Below are 15,416 nucleotides of genomic sequence, written 5' to 3' on the forward strand. Positions count from 1 at the left end.
GTCGAATCGGCCACGACGCTTTACCGCCGGGGCGACGGTGTCTCGGATATGCCGGAGGATTTCCTGCTCCTCGATCCCGGGCTCGCCCCCCTCACGGACGAGGTGCGCGCGGCGATGGACGAACAGCTGGTGCCCTATCGCTCGCCCGACTTCGAATCGGTGTACGAACGCGCCCAGGACGGCCTCGAGTACGTCTTCACGGCGTCGACGCTGGACGACACCGTCACGAGCGAGGGCGGGACGCCGCTCATACTCGACGGCACCGCGACGATGGCGATGGAGGCCGCCGTCGCGAACGTCGTGAGCGAGGGCGACGAGGTCGTCGCGCTCGTCAACGGGAAGTACGGGCGTCGCTTCGCCCGCATTGCCGACCGCTACACCGACGACGTGATCCGCGTCGAGGCGTCGTGGGGCGAGTCGATCCCGGTCGGGAAGGTCGCCGACGCGGTCAGCCCGGACACCGACCTCGTGACGATGGTCCACAACGAGACCTCGACGGGCCTGCTCAATCCCGTCGAGCCGGTCGGCGAGCTGGCGAACGAGGCCGACGCGACGTTCGTCGTCGACGGCAGCACCTCGATCGGTGGCGACGAGTTCCGCATCGACGACTGGGGCGTCGACCTCGCGATCACCGACGCCCACGAGGCGCTGGCCGCGCCCCCGGGGCTCTCCGCGGTGTACGTCACCGACCGCGCGCGAGGCGCCATCGACGGCGACGGCGCGCCGTTCTACGAGGACCTGGACGCGCATCTCCGGGCGGCCGAGCGGCACCAGACCCCCTTCGCGGCCGCCGAGCCCCTGTTCCACGCGCTCGCCGTCGCCGTCGAGGCCATCGAGGCCGAGGGGATGGTCGACCGGATCGCCCGGCACCGCACGCAGGCGGCCGCCGTCCGGGAGGGGTTCGAGGCGATGGGACTGGAGCTGTTCGGCAACCCCACGGGACCGACGGACTACTCAAACACCACGACGACGGTCGCGCTCCCCGACTCAGTCCGGGGCGACGGTGCCGACGAGTTCGAAGCCGAGCTGAGGAACCGAAACGTCGCCATCGGCGGCGGCCAGGGGCACCTCGACGGCGAGGTCTTCCGCGTCTCCAACCTGGGGCACTTCAAGGCCGACGAGGTCGTTCGCGGCATCGAGACCGTCGGCGAGGCACTGGAGGCGGTCGGCGCCGACGTCGACCCCGAGGCCGGCATGCTAGCTGCGAAAGAGCGGCTTGACCAGGGGTAGGTCGTCGTCACGGCTGTTTCGGCGTTCCGTTTATAAGTAGATCGGGGGTCATCGTCACTGACACCACTCAGCACGTCGTGAAAGCTACAGCTGTTTTGTGGTCCCGTTTATAAATGAATTCGGCCATCGTCGAAAGTGACACCACTCAGTACGCCCAGAAAGCCCCAGCCGCTGAGCGGTCGCGCTGCTCGCTGCGCTCCTCACCCGGCTCGCTCCCTTCGGTCGCTCGCCGGGTTGCGGTGCCTGAGGCGAAGCCTCAGACTAGCGAGAGCGAAGCTCTCGCGTCGCTACGTCGCAGGGCGTCCCGCTCAGCGGCTGCCCCTTTCAGTCCCGCCCAGGAGTGGTCGCCGGGCGTCGCGCGCAGCGGTTGGTCCGCGGTCGACGTTCGCCGGCTGGTCGGCGTGCGGTGCGGGGCGGCGGCGCGCGCGAGCGACGCGTGCGAGGGAGGCCGGCGCCGAGGCGGTGCGGTTCCGGCGCCGGCCGAGGCTGGGGAGGACTGAGGTATGCGGTAGCTGTGCGGTCGCGGTGCCGTTGCCGTCGCTGTCGCGGGTGCTGTCCTGGCGGACTGAAAGGGCGACGGCCGGTCGCGCCAACGGGGAGTCGCTGCGACGGGCTCTATCTGCGCCGGGCGGTGCTGAGAGGCGCAGATATCCCGCGCAGCGACCGCGAGCGGCCGAGGGCTTTCTGGGTGTTTGCGGTGCTGTACAGTGTAGCAGCGTCTGCACCTGCGCATCCGGTTTATAAGCAAGAGCGGCTGAGGGCTTTCGAGGAGTCTGCGGTGCTGTCGAGCACGAGACCGTACCACCTGAGCAAACCTGCTTATAAAGAGCGGCCGAGGTCCGCTATAGAGTTCGCGCTGCCCGCCGGGCAAGTCCGTCTCTCGTTGCAAAACTACCGCTGTCCGACGAAGGAGAGAGTAGAAGAACCCCAGACGAGGAAGCGTTACTCGCTCTGGATCCGCGGCGCGAGCATGTACGTGACGTTGCCCAGGCCCTCGGCGAAGCTGTAGTGGAGCTTGACCGGGAACTCCTCGCCGAGCTCGACGACGACCTCGGCGTCGGAGGGAATGGCCTTGTTCATGTCCTTCAGGTAGTCGAGGCTGAACAGGGAGTCGGCGGGGCCGGCGGTGAGGTCGATGAGGTCCTCGCGCTCGAGCTTCAGGTCGACGTCGTCAGTGTCGCCCTCGGCCTCGATGTAGAAGGCCTCCTCGTCCTCGTCGACGCGGAGGCGGATGTGGTCGGAGACCATGTCGGCGGCGGTGATACCGCGGTCGAGCTGGGTGCCCTCGACGACGATCTCCGAGGCGAGGTCCAGGTCCGGGATGTCGGGTTCCTGGCGGATGGAGTCAGGGTCGATCAGCGCGAGCGTGTACGAGAGGCCATCGATGGCGATGTGGAGCTTGCGGGTCTCCTCGTCGAGCTCCAGGTGGATCAGGTCGCCGGAGCTGGCCATGCCGGCGATGTCCTGGAGTCGCGCGAGGTTGACGCCGATGACGCCGCCGTCGGCCTCGTAGGACTCGAAGGCTGCGGCTTCGAGCGACAGGTCGACCATGCCGACGTTGGCGGGGTCGACGGCCCGGATGGCGAGCTCCTCCTCGTTGAGGCGGACCTTGCATTCGTCGACCAGCACGCTCACCGAATCGAGCGCGTCCTGCAGCGTTGACGCACTCACGATGGCCTTGAACATATACGAACGGCTACGTCGCTTTCCCCTAAAAAGGCACCCGATCGCAACTGTCGCAGCCGACGCGAGCGGATCGCCAGCCGGCGCTCAGCCGACCGCAACGAGTCGCCGACGCGGCCGCTCCGGCGCGGTTCAAGTCGTTTGTGGCCCGCCCGGCGAGCAGCGCACCCGGAGGAGGCGACGATCCCACGATCGACCGTCCAGCCCGACGACGACCACCTTGCCGCCCACGTTGCCGACGGCCGCTCACTGCACCGGCACGGCTCGTCACAGCGCCCGGATCAGCCGCACCAGCGCGAGGATCACGAGGAGGACCACGCGCCAGAGCTTGAGCCAGCCCAGGTAGCGCTCGGTCGACGTCGGCTCGGGGTCACCATCCTCGCCGCGATCCGCGTCGCCGTCACTTCTCGACCCTCCATCGGCGCACTGGCAGGTGCCTGCCCCGTCGCCCGGCTGGTCTCCCGACCCGGTGCCGCTATCGCGCCGGTGCTCGCCGTCGTCAGGTGGCGGTTGCTCGCGTCCGTGCCCGGCGTTCGCGTCGGCGTCGGCCTCGTCGGCCCTGTCATTCATCATGGTGTCACCGCGGTCGCCACTGCTGGCTCGACCGCGTTTCAGCTACCGGCCCACGGAACAAAAGGGCGAGCCGGACGCACGCGACGGAAGTGAAACTGGAGCCCTCGGCGAGTGCGACCTACACCAGCGGTTCGACCAGGTCGCGACCGGCCCGGAGCAGCTGGTCGACGCGCTGCTCCTCGTCGGCCTCGGCGTAGACGCGCAGTTTCGGCTCGGTGCCGGACGGGCGGACGAGCAGCCAGGAGCCGTCCTCCAGGAGGAGCTTGAACCCGTCCTTCGTCACCACGTCGGCGACGCCGATGCCGAGCACGTCCTCGGGGATGTGGTCTTCAAGCTCCGCGAGGACGCCGTCCTTCCGGTCGTCGGGACAGTCGATGCTCACCTTGCCGGCGGCGATCCGGCCGTGCTCGTCGAGCAGGCGGTCGACGCGCTCGTCGAACGGTTCCTCGCTGGCTGCAGCTGCGGCGAGCAGCGCCATCAGGACGCCGTCCTTCTCGCGGATGTGGCCGCGGACGGTGAAGCCGCCCGACTCCTCGCCGCCCATCAGCGCGTCGTGGTCGGCCATCGCCTCGGCAACCCACTTGAACCCGACTGGGACCTCGTGGACCGCCTGCCCGTGCGCCTCCGCGATGCGGTCGATGAGGAACGTCGTCGAGACCGTGCGGATCGCTGGGCCCGCGTCCGATTCGAGCAGGTAGTCGTAGACGGCCGCGAAGAAGAGGTTCTCGTCGAGGTGGCCGCGGTCGGGCGTGCAGACCGCGAGCCGGTCCGCGTCCCCGTCGTTGGCGACGCCGAGGTCGGCGCCGGTGGCCCGCACACGCTCGGCCAGCGCGTGGAGGTTCTCGGCGCTCGGTTCGGGGGCGCTCCCGCCGAAGTCCGGGTCCGTCTCACAGCGGATGCGCTCGACGTCGGCGCCGGCCTGCTCCAGCAGGCGGTCGGTGACGCCGCGGCCGCTGCCGTGCATCGCGTCGTAGACGACGGAGAGGCCGTCGAGGTCGGTGTCGACGAGGTCACGGGCGGCCCGCGCGTGCTCGTGGACGAACTCGTGGCGGCGCACGTCGCCCCACTCGGCCTCGGGGAGGACGCTGGGTTCGGCGAGCCGGGATTCGATGTCCTCGGTGACCTCGGGGAGTGCCGGCGCGCCGTCCTCGGGGATGAACTTCACGCCGTTGTACTCGGGCGGGTTGTGCGAGGCCGTGATCATGCAGGCGCCGGCGAGGTCGTGCTCGACGATGCCGTAGGCGATCACCGGCGTCGGCGTGTCGCGTTCGGGGAGGAGCACGTCGAAGCCGTTGCCGGCGAGCACCTCCGCGAGGCTCTCCGCGAAGCCCTCGGAGGTCTCCCGGGCGTCGTAGCCGACGGCAACGGGCGCGTCGTGGCCCGCCGCGTCGAGGTGGTCCGCGACCGCCTGCCCGACGATCCGCACGCGCTCGTCCGTGAACTCGTCGAGCGTCGCCCGCCAGCCGTCGGTGCCGAATGAGATGGCGTCCATGGTCGACGTGTGGGCGAGGTAGGGCTTATAAGGGCTGGTTGCGACGCCGGCACCGAACCAACCCGATTTGTGACCAACCCCGCTTCCGAACGGCGCGAGCGACTCCTCGGCGGGTCGGCAAGCTATTTCCGGCTGTTCCAGTATCCCGCTCTATGGAGATCCGCGAGCTGACGACCGCGGCCGAACGCCGCGAGGCCGTGCCGATCCTGCGACAGTTATGGAGTGACAGCGACCCGGAAGACGTGCTGGAGTGGACGGCGCAGGAGGAGTACCACCTGTTCGGCGCCGTCGTCGACGACGAGCTGGTCGGGGTCGCCGGCGTGCTCGTCACCTCCCTCCTCCATCACGAACGCCACGCGTGGCTCTACGACCTCGTCGTGGACGAGCCGTGGCGGGGCGAGGGGGTCGGGTCCGCCCTCGTCGAGTTCGTCGAGGGCTGGGCCGCGGAACGGGACTGTGCGCACGTGGCACTGGCCTCACCCGCGGCCAAGGATGGGGTTCACCAGTTTTACGAGCGACGGGGATACGAGAAGTGGGGGTACGTCGTCGAGAAGTCGCTCTGAGCTCCCGCCGACCGCTTAAAAAATGACCTGAGCTACTCGTAGTCGCTGCCGACGACGTTCCGGATCCGCTCCGCGGTCACCTGGCCGACGCCGTCGACGTCTTCGAGTTCGTCCTCGGTTGCCGTCATGACCTCCTCAACCGTTCCGAAGTGCTCCAGCAGCGAGCGAGCCGTCACCGGGCCGATGTCGGCGATGGACGAGACCACGTACTCCTGCTGCTCGCCGAGCGTCTTCGTCGTCTTCTCGCCGTGAACGCTCACCTCGCGGTCGCGGGTCTCCTGCTCGCGGCGGGCGATGGTCTCCAGCAGCTCGGCGGTGTCCTCCTCGTCCTCGGTCCGGAGGACGCTCATCCCGAAGTCGACCGCCAGCGACGCGAGCGCGCCGCGGATCGCGTTCGGGTTGACGTTGCGCTGGTTGTAGAGGTCCGCGCCCTCGACGACGACGACCGGGCGGGAGTACCCGCGCGAGAGCTCGCCGACCTGCTCGAACATCGAGCGGTCGCCGTCGAGCAGCGAATCGACGAAGTCGGCCGCAGCCTTGCGCTCGACGGCGACGCGGTCCGAGAGCACGTAGTCGCCGACGGCGAGGGTCTCCAGCCTGGTCGTGAGCTCGTCGCGCTTCGAGAGGTCCCGCGCGATGTTGGAGTCGAGCTCGCGCTGGTCGACGACGACCTCGACGCCCTCGTCGACGCCGGCGGTGGCGACGATGCCGTCGTCGTCAGCGTCGTCTTCGTCAGCGGCGTCTTCGTCAGCGGCGTCTTCGTCGCCGTCGGCATCATCAATCTCGGAGCCGTCGCTCTCGCCGTTCTCGTCGTCACCGCTCGACTTCGCTTCCGCCTCGAAGTCAGTCAGTCCCGGCTGCGTCTCGCTTCCGCCGTCGGCGCCAACCGACTCCGTCGCCTCGTCGCTCGCGGCGGGTTCGCTGGCGCCGGCGGGTTCGTCGTCGCCGGCGCTCTCGCCAGCGCCCCCGTCGCTGCCGTTCCCGTCGTCGAACGCGTCGAGGCCGGTCTGGTCGTCGTCCGTGATCTCGTCCTCGATGTCGTCGGTCGACGCCTTCAGGTCGGCGAGCTCCTGGTGCATCTGCTTCTCGCGCCGGCGGGCGATCCAGAAGAACGCCTCGTCGCGGGTGTCCTCGGCCATGAGGACGACGACCTGGCCCTCGGCCTGGCGCCCCGTTCGGCCTTTGCGCTGGATCGACCGGATCGCGGTCGGGACCGGTTCGTAGAAGAGCACGAGGTCGACCTCGGGGACGTCGAGGCCCTCCTCCGCGACGGAGGTGGAGACGAGCACCTCGAACTCGCCGGCGCGGAAGGCGTCGAGGGTGTCCTGCTGCTGGGTCTGAGTCATGCCGTCGGAGCCCTCCTTGTCGCCCTGGCCGACGAACTTGTTCACGTCGAAGCTGGCGGAGAGGAAGTCGACGAGGGCCTCCGCGGTGTCGCGGGATTCGGTGAAGACGATCGCGCGCTCGCCCTCGTTGATGCCGAGGGTCTCCGCAAGCAGGATCCGGGTCTGGGAGAACTTCGGGTGGAGGCCGTCGTACGAGTCCGCGATCCGCATCGCCTCGCGGACCTTCGGGTCCGCGACGAGGCGCTGGCTCGCCTTCGACGCGCCGGAGGAGCGGGCGGCCTCGCGCTGGCGCTCGAAGTAGCGCCGGACGGACTCGACGGACTGCGTCTCGACCAGCTCGACGGCGCGCCGGAGCTTCATCACCTCGGCGTGGGTGGACATCCCCTTGTAGCCGTCCGACTGGTCGTTGTCCATCATCTTCTTCAGCTTCCCCCGCATCTTGTTCAGCTCCTTCTGGGAGAGGTCGGGGTTCGTGGAGTTAGTGACGCCGAGCGACTTCAGCTTCTGGAGCCGGTCTTTGATCACCTCGTTGAGCGCGTCGCGCATCTCGATGATCTCCTCGGGGAGGGTCACCTCCTCCCAGCGAACGTCGGTGTCGTGGGTGTACTCCGCGACGTCGGCGTCCTCCTCGGTCATCACCTCGACGTTCTCGATCCCGAGGTTCTCACAGACGATCTCGATCTCCTCGAGGTCGCCGCCGGGCGAGGCCGACATCCCGGTGACGAGCGGATCCGCCGCGTCCGCGTGGTAGCGCTCCGCGATGTAGACGTACGCGTAGTCGCCGGTCGCGCGGTGGCACTCGTCGAACGTGAGGTGGGTGACGTCGGCGAGGGAGATCCGGTTACCGACGAGGTCGTTCTCGACGACCTGGGGGGTCGCGATCACGATGCGCGCGTCGCCCCACAGCGCCGCGCGGTCCTCCGGCGGCGTGTCGCCCGTGAACACGACGATCTCGTCGTCGTCCATCTCGAGCGCCTCGCGGTAGAAGTCGGCGTGCTGCTGGACGAGCGGCTTCGTCGGTGCGAGGAACAGCGCCTTCCCGCCCGCGTCGTTGAGCCGGTCGGCGGTCACCAGCAGGCTCACCGTTGTCTTGCCGAGGCCGGTCGGGAGACAGACGAGCGTGTGGGTTCCCGTCGCCGATTCCGCCAGCTGGAGCTGGTAGTTCCGGCGCTGGAGGAACCCGTCGGTCAGTAAGGGATGCTCGATGCTCGCCGTGTCGGCCTCGGTCGCCATCATGCGACCTTGGCCGGCATCGCGGAAAAGGGTTCGCGAAGCGCGGTGAAAGTTATCCGTCGCGTCCGCGGTCGCCGTCGCGGGCCTCGCGGTCCTCGCGGACTGCCTCCGGCACGTCGTCGCCCGTCAGCTCGGCCCACGCGGCGACGCGCGAGCGGCTGTGGTTCCGGTTTCCGCTCATACACGGCGGGTGATCCACGTCGACCGTCTTAATCCTTACTCCGATTTCCACTGGTATGGAGTCTCTACCGGACGTATTCGGGCTGTAAAAACCGGGGAGAAACACTCTTGACTCCCAGCAGCGACTTACGAGGAGTTCGGCAGCACGCGGTACCCCTCGAGGACCTTCCCGAGCCGGGACATCGACGCGACGACGGCGTCGCAGGTGCTCCGAACGGCCGGTTTCGGGACGAAGCCGACGGAGAGCCCGGCGACTTCCAGCATCGGGAGGTCGTTGGCGCCGTCGCCAACGGCGACGGTCCGGGACAGCGGAACCCCAACGTCGTCAGAGAGGTCCTCCAGGGCGTGGTCCTTCGTCCCCTCGATGAGCGGCCCCTCTGCGTCGCCCGTGAGTCGCCCCCCGGCCATCGGGAGCCGGTTCGCGACGATCGTGTCGACCTCGACGCCCTCGCGAGCCAGCGCGGCCTCGACGCCGCGTTCGAACCCCCCGGTGAGGATGGCGACGTGGTGCCCCTCGTCGCGGAGGCGCTCGATGAGCCGTGCGGCGCCGGGGCGGATCCGGACCTCGTCGAACGCGTCCGCCACGTCCGACTCCGGGAGGCCCTCCAGCAGCGCGGCCCGCTGGTAGAGGCTCTCCGCGTAGCTGAGCTCGTCGTTCATCGCCCGCTCGGTGATCTCGGCGACCTCGTCGGCGACGCCGGCTCGCTCCGCGAGCAGGACCGTCATCTCCGAGTCGGAGAGCGTCCCGTCGAAGTCGAACGCGATGAGTCTCATGGCTGCGTGTTAGCGAGTGGTCGGTTAAACGACGGCGGTTCGGGCGGCTTCTGCTCCTGAGTTTTTCGCCGTTTGGCTGTCGGACTGTTGGATCGGTCTAGTTTGATGGGACTGTCTGCTCTCGACAGAACCGCTGTCGCCGACGCCGAGAAAACTCTCGGTCGCTCTTGCTTATGAACTGAATAAACAGGTGCAGACGTTGCTACACTAGTCGCCAACAGCCAGAAAGCCCTCGGCCGCTCTTGCTTATAAACCGGATGCCCAGGTGCAGACACTGTTACACTTAGCCACAACAGCCGGAAAGCCCTCGGCCGCTCGCGGTCGCTGCGCGACATATCCGCGGCTCTCCGCACCGCCCGCCGCGGATAGGGGTCGTCGCAGCGACTCCGTTACACCGCGACCGGCCGTCGCCCTTTCAGTCCGCCAGGACCGCACAACTCCGCAACCGCGACAGCACCGCGACCGCACTTGCTCCTGCATGCCTCACCCTCCCCAGCCTCGGCCGGCGCCGGGACCGCACCGCCTCGGCGCCGGCCTCCCTCGCACGCGTTGCTCGCGTGCGCCAACCACCCAGCACCGCAGGCCGGCCAGCCGGCGCGCGTCGACGGCGACCCAGCCGCAGCGAGCGACGCCCCGGACGACCACTCCCGGGCGGGACTGAAAGGGGCAGCCGCTGAGCGGGACGCCCTGCGACGTAAGCACCGCAATCAGCGAGCGACCGAAGGGAGCGAGCTGTGAGGAGCGCAGCGAGCAGCGCGAGCGGTCAGCGGCTGGGGCTTTCTGGGTATGCTGAGTGGTGTTCAAGCAGCGATGACCGGACTCCTTTATAAGTGAGGCTGCCTCCCGATTTGGTCTTTTATATGGGCCGAGTGGTGTTGCCGGCGACGATGGCCAATCAACAGATCCACCGACGCGAGACTTTAAATACGATTCCGCGCCAGACGCCCCGTGACGTAGTCAGCGCCACGGGGCGAACTCGGCGGGAGCGCGGCGCACCGTCCCGTGCCACGACGCGAACGGCGAATCCACGTTCACACAGCAACGCGCCGCCTGTCAGTTCACAACCGCCCGACTCGGAACGGCGTCAGATCCACGTCGGGGTCGACGCCGCGGACGAGGTCGGCCACGACCTTGCCGCTGTACGGGCCTAGCGTGAGCCCGGTCGGCCCGTGGCCGGTCGCGAGGTACGTGCCGTCGACGTCCGGCACGCCACCCAGGAACGGCAGCCCGTCGGCCGACACAGGCCGCAGCCCAACCCGTGTTTCGAGGTGCGTCGCGTCCGCCAGCCCGGGGGCGACGCGGAGCGCCTCGCTCGACACCGACCTGAGCCCGTCCAGCGTCACGCTCGGCTCGAAGCCCGTCCCGGACTCGCGAGTCGCGCCGCAGGCGACGCGGCCGTCGGGCCACGGCACCTGGTACTGGTGTCTGAACGCCGAGACGATCGGCCACTCGCCGGCCGGCCGGTCGTAGCCGAGGTCGTCGACGTCGAGGTGCAGGATCTGGCCGCGCTGGGGTTCGACCGGCACCTCGACGCCGAGGTCCGACTCGAAGGCTGGCGACCACGCGCCGCCGGCGACGACGACGGCGTCCGCCTCGTGCGTCGCGCCGGAGGCGGTCGAGACGCCGGCGACGGAGCCGTTCTCCACGTCGACCCCGGTCACGTCGGCGTTTTCGACCGTCAGTCCCGCGTCGCGACCGCCCTCGCGAAGCGCGCTCGCGAACGCCTGCCCGTCGACCCGTGCGGCGTCCGCGAAGAAGAGCGCGCGCTCTACGTCGGCCAGCGGCGGGTACTTTTCGCGGGCTTCCGCCGGCGAGAGCTCCCTGACGCTGTCTTCGGCAGGTCTGCCGTACTCCTCGATACGGCGTTCGACCCGCGATTTCGCGCGTTCGAAGTCATCGACCTCGTCGGCGTCGGCCGCGACGCTGAGCAGTCCGGTTTGCGTGTAGCTGTGGGCGTAGTCGTCGAGCGCGTCCGCGAGTTCCGGGTAGTACTCCGCGGCCTCGAGTCCGAACTCGAACCAGGCGGTCGACCCGGTTCGGCTCGACGTCGCCGGCGAGATGATCCCGGCGCCGGCGGTCGTCGCCCGCCCCTCGTCCTCGCGGTCGAGCAGGCGGACGTCGAGGCCCGCACGGGCCAGGTGGTAGCCGACCGAGGAGCCGACGATGCCGCCGCCAACGACGATGGCGCTGTCGGTCATGGCAACAGGTGGCGCCGGGTTCGAGTTAAGCGTTGGCCGATGCGGTCACTCGATCTCGACCCGTCCGCTCGTCGCGCTCCGGAGTCGCTCGCGGAGCTCGTCGACCTCGTCGACTGGCACGCGCACGGAAAAGGAGACGTCCGCGTCGTACTCGGCGTCGAACTCCACGCCGGCCGACTCGATGATCCCGCGGACCGTGCCCGAATCGTCGTACTCGACGGTGATCGCGAGGTGTTCGTGCGGCACCTCCTCGACGATGCCGGCGGCGTCCACGCCGTCTTTCACTGCCTGCGAGTACGCGCTCGCGAGCCCGCCGACGCCGAGGTTCGTCCCGCCGTAGTACCGGACGACGACGGCGACGACGTTCCGGACGTCACGCTGCTCGAGGACGTTCAGCGCCGGCTTCCCCGCGGAGCCGGTCGGCTCGCCGTCGTCGCTGGAGTACTCGCGGAGCAGCACGCCGTCGCCCGGGCGCTGGCTCGACGCTTCGCCCGCGGGGACGCGGTACGCCGGGACCGCGTGGGTCGCATCCGCGTACTCCTCACGGACCGCGTCGACGAACGCTTCCGCCGCTTCGACGGTGTCAGCGGGGGCGACGTGGCCGATGAACTCCGAGCCTTGCACCTCGAAGGAGGCGCTGGCGCGGTCGGCGACCGTCCGATACGTGTCCGTCACGACTGTGACTCAGTGCGGCCGCGGCTAAGGGATGTCGGTCGGACGGTTAGGATTCGTCGGCATCCTCTCGGGCGAGAACGACGTGGGTCGGCGGCGCGAGCCGGTAGAGGGCGAGAAAAGCGCCGACGCCGACGACCTCGGCGACCTTGCCGACGACGGCGATCGGTTCGGCGGCCAGCGCGCCGGCGACGTCGCCGCGGTGGTGGATCAGGAAGCCGACGAGGAACGTCGCGAGCGTCCCTGCACCCAGCGCGTAGAGCCGGCGGTACTCGCCCGCCCGATACACGCCGACCGCGATGGCGAGCGTGAACACCGCGGCGGCGACGAATAGGTACGGCCGTGCGTCAGCCGGATTCGCGAGTCGCGGAACGGCCCACAACAGGTGGACCGCCGCGGAGAGCAACGCCCCCTGGACGGCAACGATTTGGAGGGCCGTTCGGAGCGTGCCGCCGGCGGGCTCGGTGTCCGTGTCGGTCACGGGTTCGTTTGCGTCGGTCGGCATAAGTCGGTATCCATCCGGGGCAGCCGGGTTACTCCCAGGGATGTCGCCCGCGAGCGTCGGGCCAGAGTGGGTACCAGTAGGATTCGTCGCTTTCGACCTCGAGCTCGCCGTCGAGGACGGACTGGAGTTTAAACTCCGCCTGCTGGTCGCGCTCGTGGTCGCCGGCGGGGACGAACGGGTAGTAGGCGCCACGGCGGAAGGAGTAGATCCAGTAGGCGCTCTGCTCGGGCTTCTCGAATCCGAACACGGCGGCGAGGAGCCGTGAGCCGAACCCGTTCTCGACGAACGTGTCCGCGGCGAAGTGGACGCTCGTGACGAGGTCCTCCGGGTCGTCGTCCTCCAGGACGAACCAGCGGTAGCCGTGGTCGTCCGCGTACTGGTGGTACCCGGTGCCGGTTTCGAGCTCGCCGGCGTCGAGGATCGCTTCCACCTCGTCGACGGCGTCCTGAAACGCGGTGGAGTCGACGTCGGAGAAACAGAGCGCCGCCTCCCCGCAGTGGTCGTACCCCAGGTCCGCCTCCATCGTCACGTAGGCGGTCGACATGCCGAAGAGGTCCTCCGGGTCGGCGTCGCGGGTCGCGTCCGCGGTCGCGTTCGTACCCAGGATCGACCGGATGGTGTCGAAAAGCGCCATTCGCTCCCCGATACGTGCTGAAGGGATTAGGGCGTTTCTACGTGTGGGGAACTCGTGCGAGTGATCCGGCGGGCATGCCCTCGAACCGAGCGTCCGACATACGTTGCCTTCCGGCTTCCAACGCCTTTTGAAGTCGGCTAGCCACCAAACAGACATGCAGCCTATCGAGGCGTCCGATTTCCACGACATCGCGAAACCCGCGGACCCGCGACTCTCGCCCGATGGCGGGCGCGTCGCGTTCGTCCGCAAGCAGCCCGAGGACGACGAGTCCTACGCGGCGACGATCCACATCGTCGACGTCGAGAGCGGCGACCGGCGCCGCTTCACGGTCGAGGAGGGCGTCGACGCGGAGCCGCGCTGGAGCCCGTCCGGCGACCGGCTCGCGTTCACCTCCACGCGCGGTGCCGACGACGACCGGCAGCAGCTCTGGGTGCTCCCCGTCGACGGTGGCGGCGAGGCTCGACAGGTGACCGACCTCGTCGGCGGCGTCTCGGGGATCGCCTGGGCACCCGACGGCGAGCGGATCGCCTTCGTCCAGTCCGTCACGGCCGAGGACCGCGAGGAGGAGCGCGACCGCTCCGTCCCCGAGGACTACGAGCCGGAGGACCCCGACCCGCGCGTCATCGACCGGACGGTCTACCGCTCCGGCGAGCAGTACTTCGACGGCGCGCGGTCGCACGTGTACACCGTCGCCGTCGACGAGGACAGTGCCGTCGCCGACCCCGACGCCGACGAGCCCGCGGCCGCCGACGTGACGCGCTGGACCGACGGCGACGCCGACTTCGGCGCGCCGGCCTGGGGCGACGCGGACACCCTCTACTACACCGAGGAGGTCGGCGACGACCCGGACGACAGCTACGAGATCGCAATCTGCGCCCACGACCTCGCGGCCGACGACGCTGAGCGCGTGCATACGACGTACGGCTGGGGCTCGTCGCTGGCGGCGACGGCCGACGGGAAGGTGGCGTTCACCCACACCGAGCCGGACCAGCCCTCGATCCAGCAGACCGACCTGCACGTGCTCCACCGCGAGGACGACACGGTTGCGGAGATCACGGCCGACCTCGACCGGACGCTCGGCCACGAGGCGGCGCCACAGTGGGGTCCTGCCGAGGAGACGGTGTTCTTCACCACGCCCGACGAGGGCCAGACCGCGCTCTGGCACGCGCCAGGTGACGGCAGCGACGACCCGGCCCGCGTCCTCCGGCGGGGCGCCGTTTCGGGTGGAGACGTCGCTGGCGAGGACGGAGCAGGCCCCGAGGAGGTCTCCGTCGCACTCGCGCTCTCGGAGTGGGACCACCCCGGCGACGTCTTCCACTTCGACGGCGACGAGTTCACGCGGCTGACGGAGCTCAACGCGGACTACCTCGCGGAGCGGGCGGTCGGCGAGCCCGAGGAGCTCCACTTCGAATCCGAGCAGGGCGAGGTTCACGGCTGGGTGCTGACGCCGCCGGCGTTCGACGGCGACGGCAACGGCGCCGGCGACAGCGACGGCGACGGCGACGGCGACGACCAGTTCCCGCTCGCGGTCGAGATCCACGGCGGTCCGCACGCGATGTGGACGACGGCCGGAACGATGTGGCACGAGTTCCAGACGCTCGCGGCGCGCGGCTACGTCGTCTTCTGGTCGAACCCCCGCGGCTCGACCGGCTACGGCGAGGAGTACATGCAGGCCATCGAGCGCGACTGGGGGGAGGTGACCCTCACGGACGTGATGGCGGGCGTCGAGCTGGTCGCCGACCGCGACTACGTCGACGAGGGCAACACGTTCGTCACGGGCGGCTCCTTCGGCGGCTACATGACCGCCTGGACGGTCGGCCAGACGGACTACTTCGACGGCGCGGTCTCCCAGCGCGGCGTCTACGACCTCACCGGCTTTTACGGCTCGACCGACGGGGCGTACAAGCTCGTCGAGGGCGACTTCGACACGACGCCGTGGGAGGAGCCGGAGTGGCTCTGGGAGCAGTCGCCGACGGCCCACGCCGAGCACGTCGACACGCCGACGCTGCTCATCCACAGCGACGACGACTACCGGACGCCCGCCTGCACGGCGGAGCTGTATCACCGTATCCTCCGCAAACACGACGTCGACACGCGCTTCGTCCGATACCCGCGCGAGGGCCACGAGCTCTCCCGTTCGGGCGAGCCGGGCCACATCGTCGACCGCATGGAGCGCATCGCGCGCTGGTTCGACGGCTACTCGGAGCACCACGACGCGCCGGTTGCACTCGAACGCCCCGAGAACGAGGGCCTGAGCGCGGGCGACGAGGACGGTGACGAGGACGGCGACGACGGCGACGAGGACGGCGACGACGCCGACGAGGAATAGGGAG

Annotated in this window: 13 protein-coding genes; 3 read left to right on the top strand and 10 right to left on the bottom strand. The window is 69.3% G+C overall.

Annotated elements, in window-relative coordinates; translation table 11 throughout:
- Positions 1 to 48 precede the first annotated feature (48 nt).
- A complete protein-coding gene (locus tag ACQE3M_RS03720; protein WP_430504131.1) occupies positions 49 to 1,230 on the top strand; it encodes a pyridoxal-phosphate-dependent aminotransferase family protein in 1,182 nt (393 codons plus the stop codon).
- A 942-nt stretch (positions 1,231 to 2,172) separates the two neighbouring features.
- Here the strand turns inward: ACQE3M_RS03720 and ACQE3M_RS03725 are convergent.
- The 3 genes from ACQE3M_RS03725 to ACQE3M_RS03735 form a co-directional block, all read right to left on the bottom strand.
- Complete coding sequence (locus tag ACQE3M_RS03725) at positions 2,173 to 2,916, bottom strand: DNA polymerase sliding clamp (protein ID WP_430504132.1); 744 nt, start codon at positions 2,914 to 2,916, stop codon at positions 2,173 to 2,175.
- Positions 2,917 to 3,180: 264 nt separating this feature from the next.
- The gene (locus ACQE3M_RS03730; protein ID WP_430504133.1) at positions 3,181 to 3,486 is read right to left on the bottom strand and encodes a hypothetical protein; all 306 of its coding nucleotides are present in this window, start codon (positions 3,484 to 3,486) and stop codon (positions 3,181 to 3,183) included.
- Between the two features lie 118 nt (positions 3,487 to 3,604).
- A complete protein-coding gene (locus tag ACQE3M_RS03735; RefSeq protein WP_430504134.1) occupies positions 3,605 to 4,978 on the bottom strand; it encodes a phosphoglucomutase/phosphomannomutase family protein in 1,374 nt (457 codons plus the stop codon).
- Positions 4,979 to 5,130: 152 nt separating this feature from the next.
- Between ACQE3M_RS03735 and ACQE3M_RS03740 the strand changes: the two genes are divergently transcribed.
- Positions 5,131 to 5,541: a GNAT family N-acetyltransferase gene (locus ACQE3M_RS03740; protein ID WP_430504135.1), complete on the top strand. Its 411-nt coding sequence runs from the start codon at positions 5,131 to 5,133 to the stop codon at positions 5,539 to 5,541.
- 32 nt (positions 5,542 to 5,573) lie between these two features.
- Here the strand turns inward: ACQE3M_RS03740 and ACQE3M_RS03745 are convergent, their stop codons facing one another.
- The 7 genes from ACQE3M_RS03745 to pspAB all read right to left on the bottom strand — a co-directional run bounded on the left by ACQE3M_RS03745 (position 5,574) and on the right by pspAB (position 13,083).
- Positions 5,574 to 8,120 carry a DEAD/DEAH box helicase gene (locus ACQE3M_RS03745; RefSeq protein ID WP_430504136.1) on the bottom strand — a complete coding sequence of 849 codons (2,547 nt, stop codon included), beginning with the start codon at positions 8,118 to 8,120 and terminating at the stop codon, positions 5,574 to 5,576.
- A 52-nt stretch (positions 8,121 to 8,172) separates the two neighbouring features.
- Positions 8,173 to 8,301, bottom strand: coding sequence for a hypothetical protein (locus tag ACQE3M_RS03750; protein ID WP_430504137.1), 129 nt, complete (start codon positions 8,299 to 8,301; stop codon positions 8,173 to 8,175).
- Between the two features lie 125 nt (positions 8,302 to 8,426).
- Complete coding sequence (serB, locus tag ACQE3M_RS03755) at positions 8,427 to 9,074, bottom strand: phosphoserine phosphatase SerB (RefSeq protein ID WP_430504138.1); 648 nt, start codon at positions 9,072 to 9,074, stop codon at positions 8,427 to 8,429.
- 1,058 nt (positions 9,075 to 10,132) lie between these two features.
- Positions 10,133 to 11,272 carry an NAD(P)/FAD-dependent oxidoreductase gene (locus tag ACQE3M_RS03760; RefSeq protein ID WP_430504139.1) on the bottom strand — a complete coding sequence of 380 codons (1,140 nt, stop codon included), beginning with the start codon at positions 11,270 to 11,272 and terminating at the stop codon, positions 10,133 to 10,135.
- Positions 11,273 to 11,317: 45 nt separating this feature from the next.
- Entirely contained in the window at positions 11,318 to 11,947 is a 630-nt protein-coding gene (locus ACQE3M_RS03765; RefSeq protein ID WP_430504140.1) for an IMPACT family protein, read from the bottom strand.
- 46 nt (positions 11,948 to 11,993) lie between these two features.
- Positions 11,994 to 12,449 carry a hypothetical protein gene (locus ACQE3M_RS03770; RefSeq protein ID WP_430504141.1) on the bottom strand — a complete coding sequence of 152 codons (456 nt, stop codon included), beginning with the start codon at positions 12,447 to 12,449 and terminating at the stop codon, positions 11,994 to 11,996.
- A 28-nt stretch (positions 12,450 to 12,477) separates the two neighbouring features.
- Complete coding sequence (gene pspAB, locus ACQE3M_RS03775; protein WP_430504142.1) at positions 12,478 to 13,083, bottom strand: PspA-associated protein PspAB; 606 nt, start codon at positions 13,081 to 13,083, stop codon at positions 12,478 to 12,480.
- A 154-nt stretch (positions 13,084 to 13,237) separates the two neighbouring features.
- Here pspAB and ACQE3M_RS03780 point away from each other — a divergent pair, with 154 nt between their 5' ends.
- The gene (locus ACQE3M_RS03780; protein WP_430504143.1) at positions 13,238 to 15,412 is read left to right on the top strand and encodes a prolyl oligopeptidase family serine peptidase; all 2,175 of its coding nucleotides are present in this window, start codon (positions 13,238 to 13,240) and stop codon (positions 15,410 to 15,412) included.
- The last annotated feature ends 4 nt before the right edge of the window (positions 15,413 to 15,416 follow it).

The sequence above is a fragment of the Halosubterraneus shenae genome, assembly GCF_050510935.1.
GTDB lineage: Archaea > Halobacteriota > Halobacteria > Halobacteriales > Haloferacaceae > JBDGPU01.

What these genes read in the sequence shown, in the direction of transcription:
- pspAB (WP_430504142.1), bottom strand. Translation starts at nt 13,083, where the DNA reads ATGGCGCTTTTCGACACCATCCGGTCGATCCTGGGTACGAACGCGACC.
- ACQE3M_RS03720 (WP_430504131.1), top strand. Translation starts at nt 49, where the DNA reads ATGCCGGAGGATTTCCTGCTCCTCGATCCCGGGCTCGCCCCCCTCACG.
- ACQE3M_RS03770 (WP_430504141.1), bottom strand. Translation starts at nt 12,449, where the DNA reads ATGCCGACCGACGCAAACGAACCCGTGACCGACACGGACACCGAGCCC.
- ACQE3M_RS03760 (WP_430504139.1), bottom strand. Translation starts at nt 11,272, where the DNA reads ATGACCGACAGCGCCATCGTCGTTGGCGGCGGCATCGTCGGCTCCTCG.
- ACQE3M_RS03730 (WP_430504133.1), bottom strand. Translation starts at nt 3,486, where the DNA reads ATGATGAATGACAGGGCCGACGAGGCCGACGCCGACGCGAACGCCGGG.
- ACQE3M_RS03750 (WP_430504137.1), bottom strand. Translation starts at nt 8,301, where the DNA reads ATGAGCGGAAACCGGAACCACAGCCGCTCGCGCGTCGCCGCGTGGGCC.
- serB (WP_430504138.1), bottom strand. Translation starts at nt 9,074, where the DNA reads ATGAGACTCATCGCGTTCGACTTCGACGGGACGCTCTCCGACTCGGAG.
- ACQE3M_RS03780 (WP_430504143.1), top strand. Translation starts at nt 13,238, where the DNA reads ATGCAGCCTATCGAGGCGTCCGATTTCCACGACATCGCGAAACCCGCG.
- ACQE3M_RS03745 (WP_430504136.1), bottom strand. Translation starts at nt 8,120, where the DNA reads ATGGCGACCGAGGCCGACACGGCGAGCATCGAGCATCCCTTACTGACC.
- ACQE3M_RS03725 (WP_430504132.1), bottom strand. Translation starts at nt 2,916, where the DNA reads ATGTTCAAGGCCATCGTGAGTGCGTCAACGCTGCAGGACGCGCTCGAT.
- ACQE3M_RS03740 (WP_430504135.1), top strand. Translation starts at nt 5,131, where the DNA reads ATGGAGATCCGCGAGCTGACGACCGCGGCCGAACGCCGCGAGGCCGTG.
- ACQE3M_RS03735 (WP_430504134.1), bottom strand. Translation starts at nt 4,978, where the DNA reads ATGGACGCCATCTCATTCGGCACCGACGGCTGGCGGGCGACGCTCGAC.